Annotated in this window: 18 protein-coding genes; 10 read left to right on the top strand and 8 right to left on the bottom strand. The window is 70.1% G+C overall.

Annotated features, from left to right (window positions below; translation table 11 throughout):
• Positions 1–126: 126 nt before the first annotated feature.
• A complete protein-coding gene (locus OG371_RS35340) occupies positions 127–702 on the top strand; it encodes a YbaB/EbfC family nucleoid-associated protein (protein WP_329060002.1) in 576 nt (191 codons plus the stop codon).
• 13 nt (positions 703–715) lie between these two features.
• The gene (locus tag OG371_RS35335) at positions 716–1,051 is read left to right on the top strand and encodes a type VII secretion target (protein ID WP_329060001.1); all 336 of its coding nucleotides are present in this window, start codon (positions 716–718) and stop codon (positions 1,049–1,051) included.
• Between the two features lie 78 nt (positions 1,052–1,129).
• Here OG371_RS35335 and OG371_RS35330 read toward each other — a convergent pair whose 3' ends face one another.
• Both OG371_RS35330 and OG371_RS35325 read right to left on the bottom strand, forming a co-directional pair.
• On the bottom strand, positions 1,130–1,507 hold the full coding sequence (locus tag OG371_RS35330; RefSeq protein ID WP_329060000.1) for a VOC family protein: 378 nt from the start codon (positions 1,505–1,507) through the stop codon (positions 1,130–1,132).
• A 120-nt stretch (positions 1,508–1,627) separates the two neighbouring features.
• Positions 1,628–2,014 (bottom strand): winged helix-turn-helix transcriptional regulator, encoded by a 387-nt coding sequence (locus tag OG371_RS35325; protein ID WP_329059999.1) that lies wholly within the window; start codon positions 2,012–2,014, stop codon positions 1,628–1,630.
• A 104-nt stretch (positions 2,015–2,118) separates the two neighbouring features.
• Here OG371_RS35325 and OG371_RS35320 point away from each other — a divergent pair, with 104 nt between their 5' ends.
• Entirely contained in the window at positions 2,119–2,754 is a 636-nt protein-coding gene (locus OG371_RS35320; protein ID WP_329059998.1) for an NAD(P)-dependent oxidoreductase, read from the top strand.
• Positions 2,755–2,859: 105 nt separating this feature from the next.
• Positions 2,860–3,816, top strand: coding sequence for an XRE family transcriptional regulator (locus tag OG371_RS35315; protein WP_329059997.1), 957 nt, complete (start codon positions 2,860–2,862; stop codon positions 3,814–3,816).
• Here OG371_RS35315 and OG371_RS35310 read toward each other — a convergent pair.
• The 3 genes from OG371_RS35310 to OG371_RS35300 form a co-directional block, all read right to left on the bottom strand.
• Positions 3,813–4,592, bottom strand: coding sequence for a hypothetical protein (locus tag OG371_RS35310; protein ID WP_329059996.1), 780 nt, complete (start codon positions 4,590–4,592; stop codon positions 3,813–3,815). The genes OG371_RS35315 and OG371_RS35310 overlap by 4 nt on opposite strands.
• Positions 4,593–4,601: 9 nt before the next feature.
• On the bottom strand, positions 4,602–5,279 hold the full coding sequence (locus OG371_RS35305) for a papain-like cysteine protease family protein (RefSeq protein WP_329059995.1): 678 nt from the start codon (positions 5,277–5,279) through the stop codon (positions 4,602–4,604).
• A 218-nt stretch (positions 5,280–5,497) separates the two neighbouring features.
• A complete protein-coding gene (locus tag OG371_RS35300; RefSeq protein WP_329059994.1) occupies positions 5,498–6,259 on the bottom strand; it encodes a dienelactone hydrolase family protein in 762 nt (253 codons plus the stop codon).
• 445 nt (positions 6,260–6,704) lie between these two features.
• On the opposite strand from OG371_RS35300, the gene OG371_RS35295 reads away from it, so the two are divergent.
• Both OG371_RS35295 and OG371_RS35290 read left to right on the top strand, forming a co-directional pair.
• Positions 6,705–7,088: a histone-like nucleoid-structuring protein Lsr2 gene (locus tag OG371_RS35295; RefSeq protein ID WP_329059993.1), complete on the top strand. Its 384-nt coding sequence runs from the start codon at positions 6,705–6,707 to the stop codon at positions 7,086–7,088.
• Positions 7,089–7,222: 134 nt separating this feature from the next.
• Positions 7,223–8,176: an aldo/keto reductase gene (locus tag OG371_RS35290; RefSeq protein WP_329059992.1), complete on the top strand. Its 954-nt coding sequence runs from the start codon at positions 7,223–7,225 to the stop codon at positions 8,174–8,176.
• Here the strand turns inward: OG371_RS35290 and OG371_RS35285 are convergent.
• Positions 8,169–8,822 (bottom strand): DUF2306 domain-containing protein, encoded by a 654-nt coding sequence (locus OG371_RS35285; protein ID WP_329059991.1) that lies wholly within the window; start codon positions 8,820–8,822, stop codon positions 8,169–8,171. The genes OG371_RS35290 and OG371_RS35285 overlap by 8 nt on opposite strands.
• 100 nt (positions 8,823–8,922) lie before the next feature.
• Positions 8,923–10,311, bottom strand: a complete 1,389-nt coding sequence (locus OG371_RS35280) for an APC family permease (protein ID WP_329059990.1) — start codon at positions 10,309–10,311, stop codon at positions 8,923–8,925.
• Between the two features lie 122 nt (positions 10,312–10,433).
• On the opposite strand from OG371_RS35280, the gene OG371_RS35275 reads away from it, so the two are divergent.
• The 3 genes from OG371_RS35275 to OG371_RS35265 are packed head-to-tail and all read left to right on the top strand — an operon-like array spanning position 10,434 to position 12,596.
• On the top strand, positions 10,434–11,060 hold the full coding sequence (locus tag OG371_RS35275) for a TetR/AcrR family transcriptional regulator (protein ID WP_329059989.1): 627 nt from the start codon (positions 10,434–10,436) through the stop codon (positions 11,058–11,060).
• 1 nt (position 11,061) lies between these two features.
• Positions 11,062–12,132 carry a DmpA family aminopeptidase gene (locus OG371_RS35270; protein ID WP_329059988.1) on the top strand — a complete coding sequence of 357 codons (1,071 nt, stop codon included), beginning with the start codon at positions 11,062–11,064 and terminating at the stop codon, positions 12,130–12,132.
• Positions 12,133–12,188: 56 nt separating this feature from the next.
• A complete protein-coding gene (locus OG371_RS35265) occupies positions 12,189–12,596 on the top strand; it encodes a helix-turn-helix domain-containing protein (RefSeq protein ID WP_329059987.1) in 408 nt (135 codons plus the stop codon).
• Positions 12,597–12,807: 211 nt separating this feature from the next.
• Here the strand turns inward: OG371_RS35265 and OG371_RS35260 are convergent, their stop codons facing one another.
• Positions 12,808–13,737: an NADP-dependent oxidoreductase gene (locus OG371_RS35260; protein ID WP_329059986.1), complete on the bottom strand. Its 930-nt coding sequence runs from the start codon at positions 13,735–13,737 to the stop codon at positions 12,808–12,810.
• 71 nt (positions 13,738–13,808) lie between these two features.
• Here OG371_RS35260 and OG371_RS35255 point away from each other — a divergent pair, with 71 nt between their 5' ends.
• Entirely contained in the window at positions 13,809–14,189 is a 381-nt protein-coding gene (locus tag OG371_RS35255; protein ID WP_329059985.1) for a winged helix-turn-helix transcriptional regulator, read from the top strand.
• Positions 14,190–14,211: the final 22 nt, after the last annotated feature.

Raw genomic sequence — 14,211 nt, 5'->3', positions numbered from 1 at the left:
AATCGGAACTATGCCAGCCGGTGCTGGGCTGTTCGAGTGAAATCCGGTGTTCGGCCGCGGCGGCGCCGGGCCGGGTGCTTTTCTGGACCGAGGGCAAAGGGTCGCCGGAAGCCAGGGACGGTGGGAATGACGGAGTCGTTGCCCGGTGGGGGTGCCGCGGCGCAGATCGACGAGTGGGTCGCGGCCGCCAAGGCGAAAGCCGAGCGCTACCAAGCGATGCAGGCCGCCACCAGTCGGGTCTCCGTGTCCGAATCATCCTCGGATGGGATGATTTCCGTGACGGTGGATTCCGCCGGGAATGTCACCGACCTGCGCATCACCGACGCCGTCCGCGAATCGACCGGGGCGAAAGTGGCGGCCGCCGTGCTGAGCACCCTGCGCCGCGCCCAGGCCCGCCTGCCGGAACGGCTCGGCGAGGTGATGGCCGAGACCATCGGCGACGACCAGCCCACGATGGACACCATCGTCGGCCGCTACCGCGCGAAGTTCCCCGAGCCGGAGCCGGAGCCCGAGCAGCCGGCCGAGCAGCGCGTGCGCGACATCGGCGGAATCGCCGACGCCCCACCGGAAGCACCAGCACCACCGCCGCCGAAAGCACCAGCCCCGCCGCCGCCGTCACCGCCCCGGCCACCACGGCACCGGCCGGATGACGACGACGAGGACGGCGGTTTCGACGGCGGTTCGATCATGATCCGAGGCTGACGAGGGGGACGTGATGACGGCAGCAGCGGGGGGCTCGGGTTTCGAGGTCCAGCCCGAGGAATTGCGCAAGCACGCGGCCGCGGTGCAGCGGGTCGCGGGGAGCCTGGGGCAGGCGTTGTCGGCCGCCGAGCAGGTCACCATGGGGGTCCAGGCGTACGGGCTGATCTGCGGGCCGCTGTTCGTGCCGATCGTGCTGGCGGTGTCCGCGCCGGGCCTGGTGACGTTGCAGCTTTCGCAGTCCGCGCTGCAGTCGATCGCCCCGACCGTCGAGCAGGCCGCCGCCAGCTACGAGAAAGCCGACCAGGAACACGCGACGACGATGAGCAAGGTCGGATCGAAGCTTTCCTGAGCACCCCGCCGGCCACCGACGACGCGGCGAGCGTCTGCAGCGCCGTGCAGTCCGAATCGCGAGTCGCTTAGAGCCCCGTCAGCCGGTGAGCCTCGCGCGGGCGTCTTCGGTGATCGGGGCGAAGAAGTTCACCAGGTGACCGTCGGGATCGCGGAACAGCAGGGACCGGTTCCCCCACGGCATGGTGGTCGGCTCCTGCACGATCTCGGGGACGACAGCGAGGCCCATCAACCGCCGGTACTCCCGGTCGACGTCGTCGACGAGGAACTCCAGGATCGCAGTGCAGTCCACTCCGGACAGAGTCTGGGTACCGCCGATCGCCAGTTTGCCTGAAGCACCGGTGAATTCGGCGAACTGCTCGGCCGGCCGCCGGGCCTCGAGACCGGTCGCCTGCTCGTAGAAGTCGGCGAGGCGGGTCACGTCGCTGCTGATGACACGCACGGAGACGAACTGCACGGCGGATTTCCTTTCGGCACGGGAGGGCGGCTGACCCGTCCTCCCCGGGACACCGGCCACGTTACGAGCAATAGCGGACAGAACCCGCCCGGTATCGAAAAGACCCGCACTCCTGTCCTCTTAGGACACGCCGGTTCCGCCCCAAGACTGCCGCTCCTGCGCATCAAGCAGCTCGTCCCAGTGCTCCGCCGCCCAGGCATAGGCGGCCGCCAGCGGCTCCAGCACGCTGCGGCCGAGCGGTGTCAGGGCGTAGTGCACCCCCAGTTTCGGATCGGCGTGCGCGGTGCGGGACACGAGCCCGGTGCGCTCCAGTCCGCGCAGCGACTGGGTGAGCACCTTCGGGGTGACCCGGCGCAACGGCACCTGGATCTCCGAGAATCGGCGCGGCCCGTCCGCCAGGCAGTGGATGACCAGCGCGGCCCACTTGTCGCCGAAGCGGAACGGCACCAGCGAGGACGGGCACAGCTCGTCGAACAGATCGGGTGGCAGCGGCTGCCGATGCGTCACGGTGATCTCCTGCCTCACGGCCGGTACGCGGTCTCGGTATCCAGGAGGTAACCGCCCTTCCGGATACCTTTCCGAGCATCGACTCACCAGGAGGTATTCCCCAGATGAGCAGGATCGTCATTTTCGGGGCGGGCGGCCGGGCCGGCCGGCAGGCCGTCGCCGAAGCGCGCCGGCGCGGGCACGAGGTCACGGCAGTGGTGCGCGACCCGTCGCGCTACGGCGGCTTGCCCGACGACGGTGTGCGGATTGCCGCCGGCGATGTCACCAAGGAGACGGACGTCGCCGCCCTCGCCGCCGGGCACGATGCCGCGATCAACGCCACCGCTGTGTACGGCGAGGGCACCGACCCGGACGCGTTTTTCACCGCCGCCGCGCACGCCCTCGTCACCGGCTTGCGACAGGCCGGAGTGGACAGGCTGATCACGGTCGGGCTGTCGGCGCTGCTGCCCGGGCCCGACGGGATCCGGCTGCTGGACACGCTTCTCAACGAGTTCCGGCCGTTCTGCCTGGCCCACGCCGCCGGTCTCGAGGTGCTGCGGGCCGAAGGCGGCGCGCTGGACTGGGTTTGGGTCAGCCCGGCCGGCGACTTCGACCACGACGGCGAGCGGACCGGGCGCTACGACGTCCGCGAGCACGGGGACGTCGCGGCCCGCATCTCCTACGCCGATTTCGCCCTCGCCCTGCTCGACGAGGCGCAGGCCCCGCACCACCACCACCATCGTCAGCTGGCCGTGTCCTGACGCCGGCTTCTGGCCGAAAAGTCCGGTTTTCGACCATGGGCGGTTGCCGCCGGACGGTGAACTACTCATGCTGTGCTTCTGCTCGGCGAGAGTAGGGGATGCCAGATGCACCAGCAGCACTACGCCCAGGACAGCGCGGTCCGGCCGAGGGCGGTGCCGGCCGCGGTGCGATTCGGGCCGTTTCATCGAGCGCTTTCCGAGGCCGTCGGCCATCGCGGGCTTTCGCTGTCCCGCTTGCGCGCGCACCTGGCCATGCGCGGGGTGTCGGTGGCCGAGTCGACGCTGAGCTACTGGCAGCGCGGGCTCCGGCACCCCTCGGCCACCCGCTCGCTCGACGTGGTGCGTGCGCTGGAATCGGTGCTGGGCTTGCCTTCCGACAGTCTGGTCGTGCTGATCGGCCCCCACCGGTCGCCGGGGGAAAACGACCGCCGGCCGTCGTTGCCGGAGTTGCAGCAGAGCTGGACCGAGACCTGCGCCCTGCTGGAAGAGCTGAGCGGCCTGCCCCGCGCCGAGGAGAACGCGGACCTCGACGTGGTCACCGTCGTCGACGTGCTGACCCTGACCGCGCAGGGCCAGACCGAGGAGATCACCTCGACCATGGTGGTCCGGGCCCGGCGCTCCGGCGCGGACAGCTTCCTGGTCACCCACCAGGACGAGGACGGCACCGACGTCACGGCGACCTCGGTCGTCGCGGTGGACGGCTGCCGGATGGGCCGGGTGCGCCGCAGCGTCCCATCGTCGGGCATGGTCTTCGAGCTGCTCTTCGACCGCGGACTGGCCGAGGGCGAGACGCACACCTTCGCCTTCACCCTGCGGCTGGACGCGTCGGTCCGGTCGAGCTGTTTCCACCGGATCGTCCGGGCCCCGATGTCGGCCTACCTGCTCCGGCTGCGCTTCGACGCGGCCAAACTGCCCGCCCGGTGCCTCAAGACGATCCGGCCCCGCGAAGACCTCGACCCGCTGGTCAGCGAACCGTTGTTCTGCGGGCCGGGCAACACCGTGAGCGCCTACTTCGAAGACCTCGGCGTCGGCATCGCGGGCGTCGACCTGATCTGGGACTAGCTTTTCGTACGGCGCCTGCGACGCAGCACCACCGCCACGACGACCAGCGCGGCGGCGGCCAGCACCACCAGCCCGGCCACGATCGGCACCGACGAGCCGGTGTCGGTGTGAACGGCCGTCTGCGTGAAGCCGATTCCGCCCCGGTGCTGGTAATCCGAGCCCGGCAGCTTGTCCGCGTACCGGTCGTGCACCGCGCGCTGATAGTCCGGCAGCGGGACGAACCGGCCCACCGGCGACTGCGGCAGGCTCGCCTGCAGCAGCACGACGCCGGCCGGGCTCAGGTCGTACCAGCCGTTGATCTGGGGTTCGTTGAGCAGCACCGAACCGGGCTGGAGCTTGGCGCTCAGCGCCTCCTCGTCGTTGCCGGACAACACATTCGCCACGACCCAGCCGCCCGGCGCCGCGCTGTCCCGGCTCGCCCGGAGGGTGGCCTTCGCGCCGGAGTCCGCGGTGGCCGTCACCGCGATGGCCCCCAGCACCCCTGCCGGGGCGCCGGCCGTGCCCGCGACGAAGCCGGGATTGAGGGTGTAGACCGGAATCCCCTTCCCGGCGAGCGTGATCCGCGCGGGCTCGGCGTGGCCGACCTGCCGGAAGTTCGATCTCGCGAAACTAACCGCGCGCGGCTGATCGGCGGCCTTGACGGCGGCCGCCAGGTCAGCGGCCGAGGGCGGGCTGACCCACTCTCCGGCCGACGCCGTGCCCGGGACCAGGGCCACGGCCGCCAAAGCCGCGAGAGCCGCAAGACTGCAGATGAACTTCCGGCAGATCTCACCCATGACCGCGGATCAGCCCTTCCGGATGTTGACGACGGTGTCGTTCCAGGTGAACTGGGCGTTGCGCTGGTACTGGCTGTAGTCCCAGGTCTGGTACCGCTGGTAGGACGGCCACGGGTCGCCGAGCATGATGGACTGGTTCGAGCTGTCGTAGCCGTAGATCACCTCGGCGTGGCCGCCGCCGGAGGTCCAGTAGATGCCGGTCAGGTTCAGGATCCCGCCGTCGACCTGCTGCTCGATCGAGTTGTAGCTGATCGGCCCGCCCGCGTCCTGCGCGGAGAACCCGGTGCCCTGGAACCCTTGCACGATCTCGGAGATCTGCGCCGCCTCGTTCGGGCAGTTCCCGACCTGGGCCCCCTTGCCCGCCGCGCAGAACTCCTCCTGGGAGGCGCTGCCGCCCTGCGACTGCTCGATGCTGGAGCCGTCCGCGGCCCAGCACCACTCGTCGTTCTGCTGGACCTGCTGGCTGTAGTCCAGCTGCTTCGACGCCGGGACCGCATGGGCGGCGGCACCGAGCGGGGTGATCGTCCGGACCTGCGTGTGGGTGCCGGTCTTCTCCAGTCCGTTGGGCCGGTTCGTGTCGCCGCCGGACTGCGCGAACGCGGTAGCGGGCAGCAGGGCCAACGCGAGGGCGGTCGCCCCGGTCGCCACGACGGCCCGGACCGCCCGTCGAGTGGATCGGTAGTCCATCGAATCTCCTAGACAGGGATGTGGGGAAAGGGAGTTCGGGCTGGAGACCGGGATGAGTCGCCCAGCCGCGGACCACTGTGTGCGCCGCCGCCGCGGCCGGGCAACAGCCGGACCCGGCCGCGGCGCGGCGTTGTGAGCGTTCACAGCGGCCCGCGGCCGAGGTAGGAACTGCAACGGCCGAGTTCACCGCCGGTGCGAGCGCACCGGATTCGCAATATTCACTTCGCGTTCACAGCGGATGAATCCAGCGTGCGGTCCAGCAGCGAGAGCAGACGGTCCCAGTGGCGCCGCACCCCGGACGGGCTGAAGGCCGCGGTGTCCGACATGGTGAAGCCGTGCACGGTGCCGGGGTAGATCTCGGTGCTGTGCCGGACGCCCGCGCTTTCCAGGGCCTGGTCGAGTTCCCGGATCGCCTCGGGTGTCAGGTCGCCTTCCGCGAGGCCGAGGTGGACCTCGGCGGTGAGCCGGGAAAGGAGCCGGTGCGGGCTGTCGGGCGCGCCGGTGACCACGAAGCCGGGGTGGAATCCGGCGACCGCGGCGACCCGGCCGGGATGGGCCGCCCCGGTGCGCATCGCCAGGGCGGCACCGATGCAGTACCCGATCACGGCCGCCGGGCCGGCGCTGACTTCGGGCTGGGCGGCGAGGAAATCGAGGTACGCGGCGGCGTCGCGCTGGATCCGGTCGACGGAGTGCGCCTCGATGAAGGGCATCAGCCGGCCGATGATCGCCGGCCGGACTTCCTCCCCGATGTGCTCGGGCAGCTCGACCACCGGGGCCGGGCCGTGGCGGTAGTACAGATTCGGGACGAGCACGTAATACCCGTGCCCGGCCAGTTCACGGGCGCGCGCCTCGAGTTCGGGCCGCACGCCGAAAGCGTCCGAGTACAGCAGCACCCCTGGGTGCCGCCCGCGGTCCGGGAAAGCGGCGAACGCGTCGGCCCGGCCGTCCGGGGCAGGAATGAACAAGGTCTTGCTGGGCATGATTTCCTCCGGTCGTGGTTGATGGTTTACCGATCAACACGACGGAGGCGGCGCCCGCGCGGCGCTCAGAAGGGCACCGGGTCACCAATCCGTGCGTGGCTCGAGGCCGTCCCGGTGGTCATGCCGCCGACCCTAGCCGATCGGGGCGGCGCGGCGCCAGTACCACCGGAGTCGTTACGGGGCAGCAGATCCGCGCGAGACCCGGCCGGGCGGCGTGAGCATCGGGCAACTGCTCGGGGAAGAGGCAAAAGACTGCAAAAAGCCAACCGGCCCTCCGCCGGAAACTTCCTGAACGTCTCCGCGGAGTTCGGCCGGTTCCGCTACGCCGAGGAGCAATTCCCGGCACCGGAGCCTCACTTACCGCTCCACTGTGGATCAATGTATAGTGTGATAAGAATCCGCAGGGATCTGCACAGGTAAAGTCTTCCGAGGAGGAATCACCCCCATGGCGCAAAAAGTTCTGGTCCAGATGGTCGATGACATCGACGGTGGCGAGGCCAGCCAGACGGTCCCGTTCGGCATCGACGGCATCCAGTACGAAATCGACTTGTCCGATGACAACGCGACCGGGCTGCGTGAGGAGCTGGCCCGTTACATCGCCGCTTCCCGCCGGACCGGCGGCCGCAAGATCCGCTCGGTCGCCGGCACCACGACCACCACTTCCGCCGACCGCGAGCGGTCGCGGGAGATTCGCGCGTGGGCGCTGGCGAACGGCTGGGACGTCTCCGAGCGCGGCCGCATCCCGGCCACGGTCATCGCCGCTTTCGACGAGCGCAACCAGGCTCCGGCCAAGGCCACGCGCAAGCGCAGTGGCGCAAAAAAGGCGTAAGGAATAAATCGAGGGCACCTGCCCGCCGCGCGCCCGGAGGTGACTCCTCTCTCCGGCGCCGCGGCGGCCCCCGGCCGGGTATTTCGGGCACGAGCACGAGCCGCCTCCGATGATCTTTGAGTAGGGTTCGGCTCATGGAGCAGCGGTTACTGGGCAGGACCGGAATCGAGATCACCGCGTTCGTCTACGGCGCGGGGTCGATCGGCGGCATCGGCGGCTCGCCGGAGACCCGTGGCCTGGGCCTCGACGCCGAGCAGGGGTTCGGCCGTCTGAGCGAAGCCCACGCGCTGGGCATCCGCGTGGTCGACACCGCGGACAGTTACGGCGGCGGCGAAAGCGAGCGCACGGTCGGGCGCTGGCTGGCCGGGCAACAGCCCGAAGACGTGCTGGTCGAGACCAAAGTGGGCGGTACCCCCCAGGGCATCAATCTGTCCGGCCCGCACATCGAACGGCAATTGGCGCAGAGCATCGAACGGCTGGGCCGGGTCGACCTCTACCTGTCGCACGCACCGGACCCGACCACCCCGCTCGAGGAAACCCTCACCGCCTTCGCGGCCGCGCAGGAAGCCGGCCAGATCAGGGCGTACGGCGTCTGCAATGTCGACGCGCGCCTGCTCGAATCCCTCCTGGCCACGGCGGCGAACGCCGGGCTGCCGCGTCCCGAGTGGATTCAGAACGGCTTCAACCTGCTCGACCGGCGGGACGAGCCGGAACTGCTGCCCCTGGTCAAAGCCGAGGGCCTCGGGTACATGGCCTTTTCCCCGCTCGCCGGCGGCGTGCTTTCCGAGCGTTACCTCGACGGCGCCCAGCCGGCCGCGGGCAGCCGCATCGCGGTGGCCGGTGAGAAGTACTACGCCGGCATGTACTCCGCGGACAACCTGGTCCGGGTCGCCCGGCTCCGGGATCTCGCGCGGGACAAGGGAATCAGCGTGGCCGGGCTGGCGCTGGCCTGGCTGCGGGCCCATCCGGTGGTCACCGCGCCGGTCATCTCGCCCAGCACCGCCACCCAGTGGCAGGCCGTGCACGAAGCCCTCGAAAACGACCTCGACGAGGAAGCCTTCACCGCCGTTTCGAAGATCTTCAGCTGACGCTCGATCCGGCCAGCCGGTCCCGGCGCGCGGGCCGGCGGCGGAGCAGGAATTCGACGACCATCAGGTTGAGGATCCAGCCCGCGGTCTGGCCGACCGGAATCAACGACGAAGCCAGCGAACCGATCGCAGCCGGGTCCGCGCCGTTGAAGGGAATCTGCGCCAGCAGGATCATGGGAACGAGAATGCGCGAGGTGACGGCGAGGAACGTCAGAGCGTAATTGCGCATCATCCAGGCCCGGTGGGCGGTGAAGTCACGCCGCCGGGCCGCCCGATAGGCGAGGACGCCGGTGATCAGCCACAAAACGGCAGCGACGCTCAGGCCGATCTGCGTGAGCAGCTGCCCGGACCACATCGCGACCGGGATCGTCGCCACCGCCGAAGGCAGTACCCCGGCGAAGAGGTAAACGCGGCCGAGCGTCCGGTGAATCCGCTTTCGCGCCCGTATTTTCGGCAGGAACTGCAACGGGCCGAGCACCAGCGCCACCGTCGCGGTGAAAATGTGCGTCACCAGTACGGCGTACTGCAGGTTGTTGCGTACGTCGATCCGGCTGCTGGCCGGGTCGAGGCCCGCGTACGGATACACGAGCACCACCGCGAAAACGATCGCGACGATCGATAACAGCCAGGCCGCCGGTCTCCGCATTTCCCCGCCCTCCACTCGCTCGAAGGCAGGATCTCGCAGCGAGGATGGTGCGGTCGTCCGTCACAGAGCGGCAGTGGCCGTACGTAATCCGGCGTACGTTTCACTCGTCGTCGGCGCCGCGCAATTCCCAGCTGCCGCGACGGCGCAGGACAAGCAGGTAATAAGCGCCGGCGACGGCGGCGATGCCGACCGTGACGTACAGGCTCGGGCGGCCGACCTTCGGGTCCGTCGCGTTCTCGTACACCACGTAGCCGAGGGCGATCAGCGCCAGGACCGGGGCCACCGGGAAGAGGGGCATGCGGTAACGGGCGTGCGCGGTCGAGCCGTTGCGCCGGCCGTTCACCGCGGCCAGGCACAGCAGGACGTACACGACGACGATCGTGGTCGCCGTGGTGACGACCAGGAACTGCTCGTCGGCGAAGCACAGCGCCGTGCCGACGAGCCCGACCGCGACCGTCGCGACCCACGGCGTGGCGAAGCGCGGGTGGACGGTGGCCAGCGCCCGGCTGACCGCGCCCGGCCAGGCCGCGTCCCGGCCGGTGCTGAACACCATCCGGGCGGTGATCAGGATGATCGCCAGCACCGCGTTGAGGATCGCCAGCGCCACGGCGAGGCTGATCGCGGTGTTCAGCCCGGGCCCGCCGACGGACGTGAGGAAGTAGGACATCATGTTCGGCGCCGCGAACAGCTCGTTCAGCGACGGCGCCCCCAGCAGGACGGCGGTCACCGGGGCCAGCTCGGCGATCACGGTGATGCCGAGCGCCCACAGCACGGCACGCGCGATGCCGCGGTGGGCGTCCTGCGTCTCCTCGCCGAAGTACACCGCCGAGCCGTATCCGTTGTAGGAGAAGATCGCCACCGCCGTCGCCGCGCCGATGAGCCCGAAGCCGGCCGGCATCAACGTCCCGCCCGAACCGGCCGCCACCGGATGCAGCAGCAGGTCGGTGAACGGCCGGGCCGGGTGGGCGACGCCGAGCACGGTGAGCACCACCAGCGCGGCCATCTCGATGGCCAGGAAGACCCCGGTGACCCAGGCGTTCAGCTTGATGTCGAACACGGCCAGCCCGGTCGCCACGACCGTGGTCACCGCGGCGACCACCGGGCCGTCCAGGCTCGGGAACACCACCGACAGGTAGGTGCCGACGCCGAGCGCGATCACCGCGATGATCAGCACCTGGGTGATCACCAGCAGCCCGAGGGTGACAAAACCGGGCAGCTTGCCCAGCGTGCGGCCGACGATCGCGTACTCGCCGCCGCTGAGCGGGTATGCGGACGCGAGTTCGGCGTAGACGAACGCCATGAAGACGCCGACCACGCCGGCCAGCAGGAAGCTCCAGAAGGCGCCGCTGCCGGCCTGCGCCACCACCCCGGGGGAAATGATGAACACCGAGGACGCGGGCGTGGTCGCGGACAGCGTGATGAGCAGCGTGCCGAGGACGCGGAGGCCGCGGCGCAGCACTGGCGGAGAACCGGTCGGGTCTGAAGCCATGTCGCCGTCTCCTCTGCGGAGCAGTTATTTGAAGAGGCATCAAAGAACCACGCCGGGGTTGCTGTCAATAGGCATATGGGTAGGTCTTGTGTTCTTTGACCGTCATGTGAAGAATCGAGGTCATGCCACGTCCGAGCAGGGCCGCCGAGCGGCGGGCCGAACTCCTCGTCGCTGCCCGGGAGGCGATCCTCGAGCACGGGGTGATCGGCCTGCGCCTGCGGGACATCGCGGACCGGGCGGACATCTCGACCGGTTCGCTGCTCTACTACTTCCCGAACCTCACCGAGCTGCTGTACGAGGTGCAGCGCGCCGCGGTGGAGCGGTTCTGCTCGAACCGGGAGGAGACGGCCGCGGCCGAGCCCGATCCCCGGCGCCGGCTCGCCGGCCTCATCCGGGCCGGGCTGCCGACCGGGCGCGAGGACGAACTCTGTTTCCTGATCTACGAACTCGGCGCGTACGCCCGCATCGACGCGGCCTACGCCGCCCAGCACATCCAGCTCTACGAACGTCAGGTCGCGCTGTACTCCGCCGTGCTGGCGGCCGGCGCGGCAAGCGGGGCGTTCACGCTGACCCGGGACGCCACCACGATCGCCCGCACCCTGGTGGCGCTGGAGGACGGCCTCGGCCTGCACCTCACCCAGGCCGTGCCGACCTTCACCGCGGCAGTGGCAGAGCAGCTGTTATTGGCCTATGCCACCGATTCCACCGGGTGCGCCCTCGACAAACTGCCCCAGCCGGAAGGAGCCTGACATGCGCGCGCGTGCGCTCGGCCTGCCGTTGACCGGCCGGACCGGCCCGCTCAACACGATCACCGACGTGCCGGGCGTCGCCGTCGGCTACACCACGCTGATCGAGGGCACTGACGTCCGCACCGGCGTCACCGCGATCCTGCCCCGGCCGGCCGGGGAGGCCGACGTGCCGTGCGCGGCGGGCTGGTATTCGCTCAACGGCAACGGCGAGATGACCGGCACGAGCTGGCTGACCGAGACCGGCGCGCTGCGGCTGCCGGTGCTGATCACCAACACACACGCGATCGGGCCGGTGCACCGCGGCGTCGTGGACTGGGCGCTGCGGGAGCGGCCGCGGCTCGCGGACCAGTGGCTGCTGCCGGTCGTCGCCGAGACCTGGGACGGCTACCTCAACGACATCAACGGCCCGCACGTGCGCGCCGAGCACGCGATCGCCGCCATCGACGCGGCGCGGCCGGGCCCGGTCGAGGAGGGCTCCGTCGGCGGCGGTACCGGGATGAACTGCTACGCCTTCAAGGGCGGCAGCGGCACGGCGTCGCGCGTGGTCTCCTACGGCGAAGGTGCTTACACCGTCGGGGTTTTCGTGCAGGCGAACTTCGGCTCCCGGCGCGAGCTGACCGTCTGCGGGGTGCCAGTGGGCGACCGGCTGAGCGCCGACAACCCGATGGAGCAGACCGACTGGCGGACGCCGCCCGGGGCCGGTTCGGTGATCGTCGTCGTCGCCACCGATGCCCCGCTGCTGCCCGGACAGTGCACCGCGCTGGCCCGTCGTGTGCCGCTCGGCCTGGCCCGCACCGGGACCACCGGCTCGCACTTCTCCGGCGACATCTTCCTGGCCTTCTCCACCGCGAACGCCGGCGCGCTGACGATCGGCCCGCCCGAGGGCGCCCCCGGCTACGAGCAGCTCCGCTTCGTGCCGTGGAACCGGATGGACGCGTTCTACGCGGCCGTGGCGCCCGCCGTGGAGGAGGCCGTGCTGAACGCACTGGTCGCCGGCCGCACCATGACCGGCCGCCGCGGCCACCGCTCCCCCGGGCTGCCGGTGACCGAGCTGCTCGACGTGCTGAGCTGATTGTTTGGTTAGCCTAAGCTTGCCAATCCGGCTCGGGGTGGGGTCCAATGGCGGACATGGATCTCCTCCCGATCAGCGAGGTGGCGGCCGGTTTCCGGCTGCCCATCTCGACGCTGCACTACTGGGAGCGCCGCGGCCTGCTCAGCCCGCACCGCCGGTCCGGCCGCCGCTGCTACGACCGCGACCAGCTCTACCGGATCGCGTTGCTGAAGGTCTGGCGCGAAACCGGCAACCTGAGCCTCGACGACATCGCCGCAGCCCTGGGCGTGCGCGACACCGACCGCGGCTGGCGTGACACGGTCTCCGCCCGCATCGAAGCGATCGAGGCAGAAACCCGGCGGCTCGAAACCGCCCGGTCCTACCTGACCTACCTGCTCACCTGCCGCCACCACGGCGCGCCGGACGAGTGCCCGTATTTCCGTGAGGGGGTGCAACTGCCCGCGGTCAGCGGTTCGATGCCTTGAGCCGGTCTCGTTGGGCTTCGCCATGGCCGCCGAGCACGTCGGCGCGTTGATCGACCAGTTCGAATCCGAGCAGCGGGACCCAGGCCTGCGCCGCTGGCTGCTGGAGCTGATCGCGGCGGCCGAATCCCGCGTCGCCTTGCCGATCTTCATGCCCAGCGCACCCAGGCCGACGGCACGATCGCCTAGTCGCAACTTCTTGGCCAGTCGCCGATCACACGGTGAGCACGAGCTTCCCCTGAAGGTGACCGCCGTCGAGCACGCGGTGTGCGTCGGCGATGCGCTCGAACGGGAACGTCTCCTGCACGTGGACCCGCAGCTTCCCCCGTTCGACAAGGTCGACGAGCCCCTGCAAGGCAACCGGATCCGGGTCGACCGCGATGCCGCTGAAGTGCAGGCCCGCGGCCTCGAACTTGGCGGCCAGTTCGGAATCCTCCTCGGCGACCGCGGTCACCAGATGCCCGCCCGGGCGGAGCACACCCAGAGACCGCTCGACGGTGTCGCCGCCCAGGGTGTCGAGCACGACGTCGACGTCGCGGACCACCTCGGCGAAATCGACCTTCGTGTAGTCGATCACCTCGTCGGCGCCGAAGGCCTCGACGAACTCCCGCTTACCACCGCTGGCCGTCGTGATCACGTGCGCTCCCAACGCTTTCGCGATCTGGATCGCGACGTGGCCGACCCCGCCGCCACCGCCGTGGACCAGGACGCGGTCGCCCGCGGTCACGCCGGCGAGGTCGACCAGGCCCTGCCACGCCGTCAGCCCGACAATCGGCAACGCCGCGGCCTCGACGTGCGAGAGCGACGCTGGCTTGCGCGCCAAATGCAGGGCCGGAGCGGCCACGAACTCGGCATACGCGTTGGCCACCCGGGGAAACAGCGGCATGCCGAACACCTCCTCGCCGGGCCGGAACCGCCAGGTCTGCGGCGAGTCTGCGACCACGCCGCTCACATCCCAGCCGAGCACGAACGGCGGCTGCCCCAGCATCGGGAACTCGCCGGCCCGCAGCCGCGCCTCCAACGGGTTCAGCCCGATCGCCTTGACCCGCACCAGGACCTCGGTCGGCAGCGGCCGGGGCTCGGATGCGTCCACAATGGTGAGCACCTCGGGACCGCCGAGCTGCTGCTGGGTGATGACTCGCATGACTCTCCTGCCTGAAGGGAACAAAACCCAGGCTAGATTTCCGATAGGCACCCGCGAGTACCTTGGTTGCCATGAGCGACTACGGCCCCGGCGACCTCTTCCTCGCCGACTGCCCGGCCCGGCTCGCGGTCGACCTGATCGCCGACAAGTGGACGGTGGTCGTGCTCTCCGGCCTCAGCAAAGGCCCGGTGCGCCACGGCGACCTGATCGACCTGATCGGCGGCATCTCCCGCAAAATGCTCACCCAGACGCTCCGGCGACTGGAGGTGCACGGGCTCGTCCGCCGCCACGCGTACGCCGAAGTGCCGCACCGCGTCGAGTACGAACTCACCCCGCTCGGCGCGACGCTGATCGAGCCGATCCACGTGCTGACCGAGTGGGCGAGGGCGAACGGCGACGCGGTCCTCGACGCACTCGACGCCAATTCCGGCCCCGTCGCCCAGCACGGTTAGGACACCTCGTGAGTGTTTATGC

Source organism: Amycolatopsis sp. NBC_01480, assembly GCF_036227205.1.
In the GTDB taxonomy this organism is placed as follows: Bacteria; Actinomycetota; Actinomycetes; order Mycobacteriales; family Pseudonocardiaceae; genus Amycolatopsis.
Note: the sequence above shows the minus strand (reverse complement) of the source record. Positions and strands in the feature narration are given on the sequence as shown.

Excerpts from the sequence above, each read along its gene's own strand:
- OG371_RS35340 (WP_329060002.1), top strand. The coding sequence starts at position 127 with ATGACGGAGTCGTTGCCCGGTGGGGGTGCCGCGGCGCAGATCGACGAG.
- OG371_RS35335 (WP_329060001.1), top strand. The coding sequence starts at position 716 with ATGACGGCAGCAGCGGGGGGCTCGGGTTTCGAGGTCCAGCCCGAGGAA.
- OG371_RS35320 (WP_329059998.1), top strand. The coding sequence starts at position 2,119 with ATGAGCAGGATCGTCATTTTCGGGGCGGGCGGCCGGGCCGGCCGGCAG.
- OG371_RS35315 (WP_329059997.1), top strand. The coding sequence starts at position 2,860 with ATGCACCAGCAGCACTACGCCCAGGACAGCGCGGTCCGGCCGAGGGCG.
- OG371_RS35310 (WP_329059996.1), bottom strand. The coding sequence starts at position 4,592 with ATGGGTGAGATCTGCCGGAAGTTCATCTGCAGTCTTGCGGCTCTCGCG.
- OG371_RS35305 (WP_329059995.1), bottom strand. The coding sequence starts at position 5,279 with ATGGACTACCGATCCACTCGACGGGCGGTCCGGGCCGTCGTGGCGACC.
- OG371_RS35300 (WP_329059994.1), bottom strand. The coding sequence starts at position 6,259 with ATGCCCAGCAAGACCTTGTTCATTCCTGCCCCGGACGGCCGGGCCGAC.
- OG371_RS35295 (WP_329059993.1), top strand. The coding sequence starts at position 6,705 with ATGGCGCAAAAAGTTCTGGTCCAGATGGTCGATGACATCGACGGTGGC.
- OG371_RS35290 (WP_329059992.1), top strand. The coding sequence starts at position 7,223 with ATGGAGCAGCGGTTACTGGGCAGGACCGGAATCGAGATCACCGCGTTC.
- OG371_RS35285 (WP_329059991.1), bottom strand. The coding sequence starts at position 8,822 with ATGCGGAGACCGGCGGCCTGGCTGTTATCGATCGTCGCGATCGTTTTC.
- OG371_RS35280 (WP_329059990.1), bottom strand. The coding sequence starts at position 10,311 with ATGGCTTCAGACCCGACCGGTTCTCCGCCAGTGCTGCGCCGCGGCCTC.
- OG371_RS35275 (WP_329059989.1), top strand. The coding sequence starts at position 10,434 with ATGCCACGTCCGAGCAGGGCCGCCGAGCGGCGGGCCGAACTCCTCGTC.
- OG371_RS35270 (WP_329059988.1), top strand. The coding sequence starts at position 11,062 with ATGCGCGCGCGTGCGCTCGGCCTGCCGTTGACCGGCCGGACCGGCCCG.
- OG371_RS35265 (WP_329059987.1), top strand. The coding sequence starts at position 12,189 with ATGGATCTCCTCCCGATCAGCGAGGTGGCGGCCGGTTTCCGGCTGCCC.
- OG371_RS35260 (WP_329059986.1), bottom strand. The coding sequence starts at position 13,737 with ATGCGAGTCATCACCCAGCAGCAGCTCGGCGGTCCCGAGGTGCTCACC.
- OG371_RS35255 (WP_329059985.1), top strand. The coding sequence starts at position 13,809 with ATGAGCGACTACGGCCCCGGCGACCTCTTCCTCGCCGACTGCCCGGCC.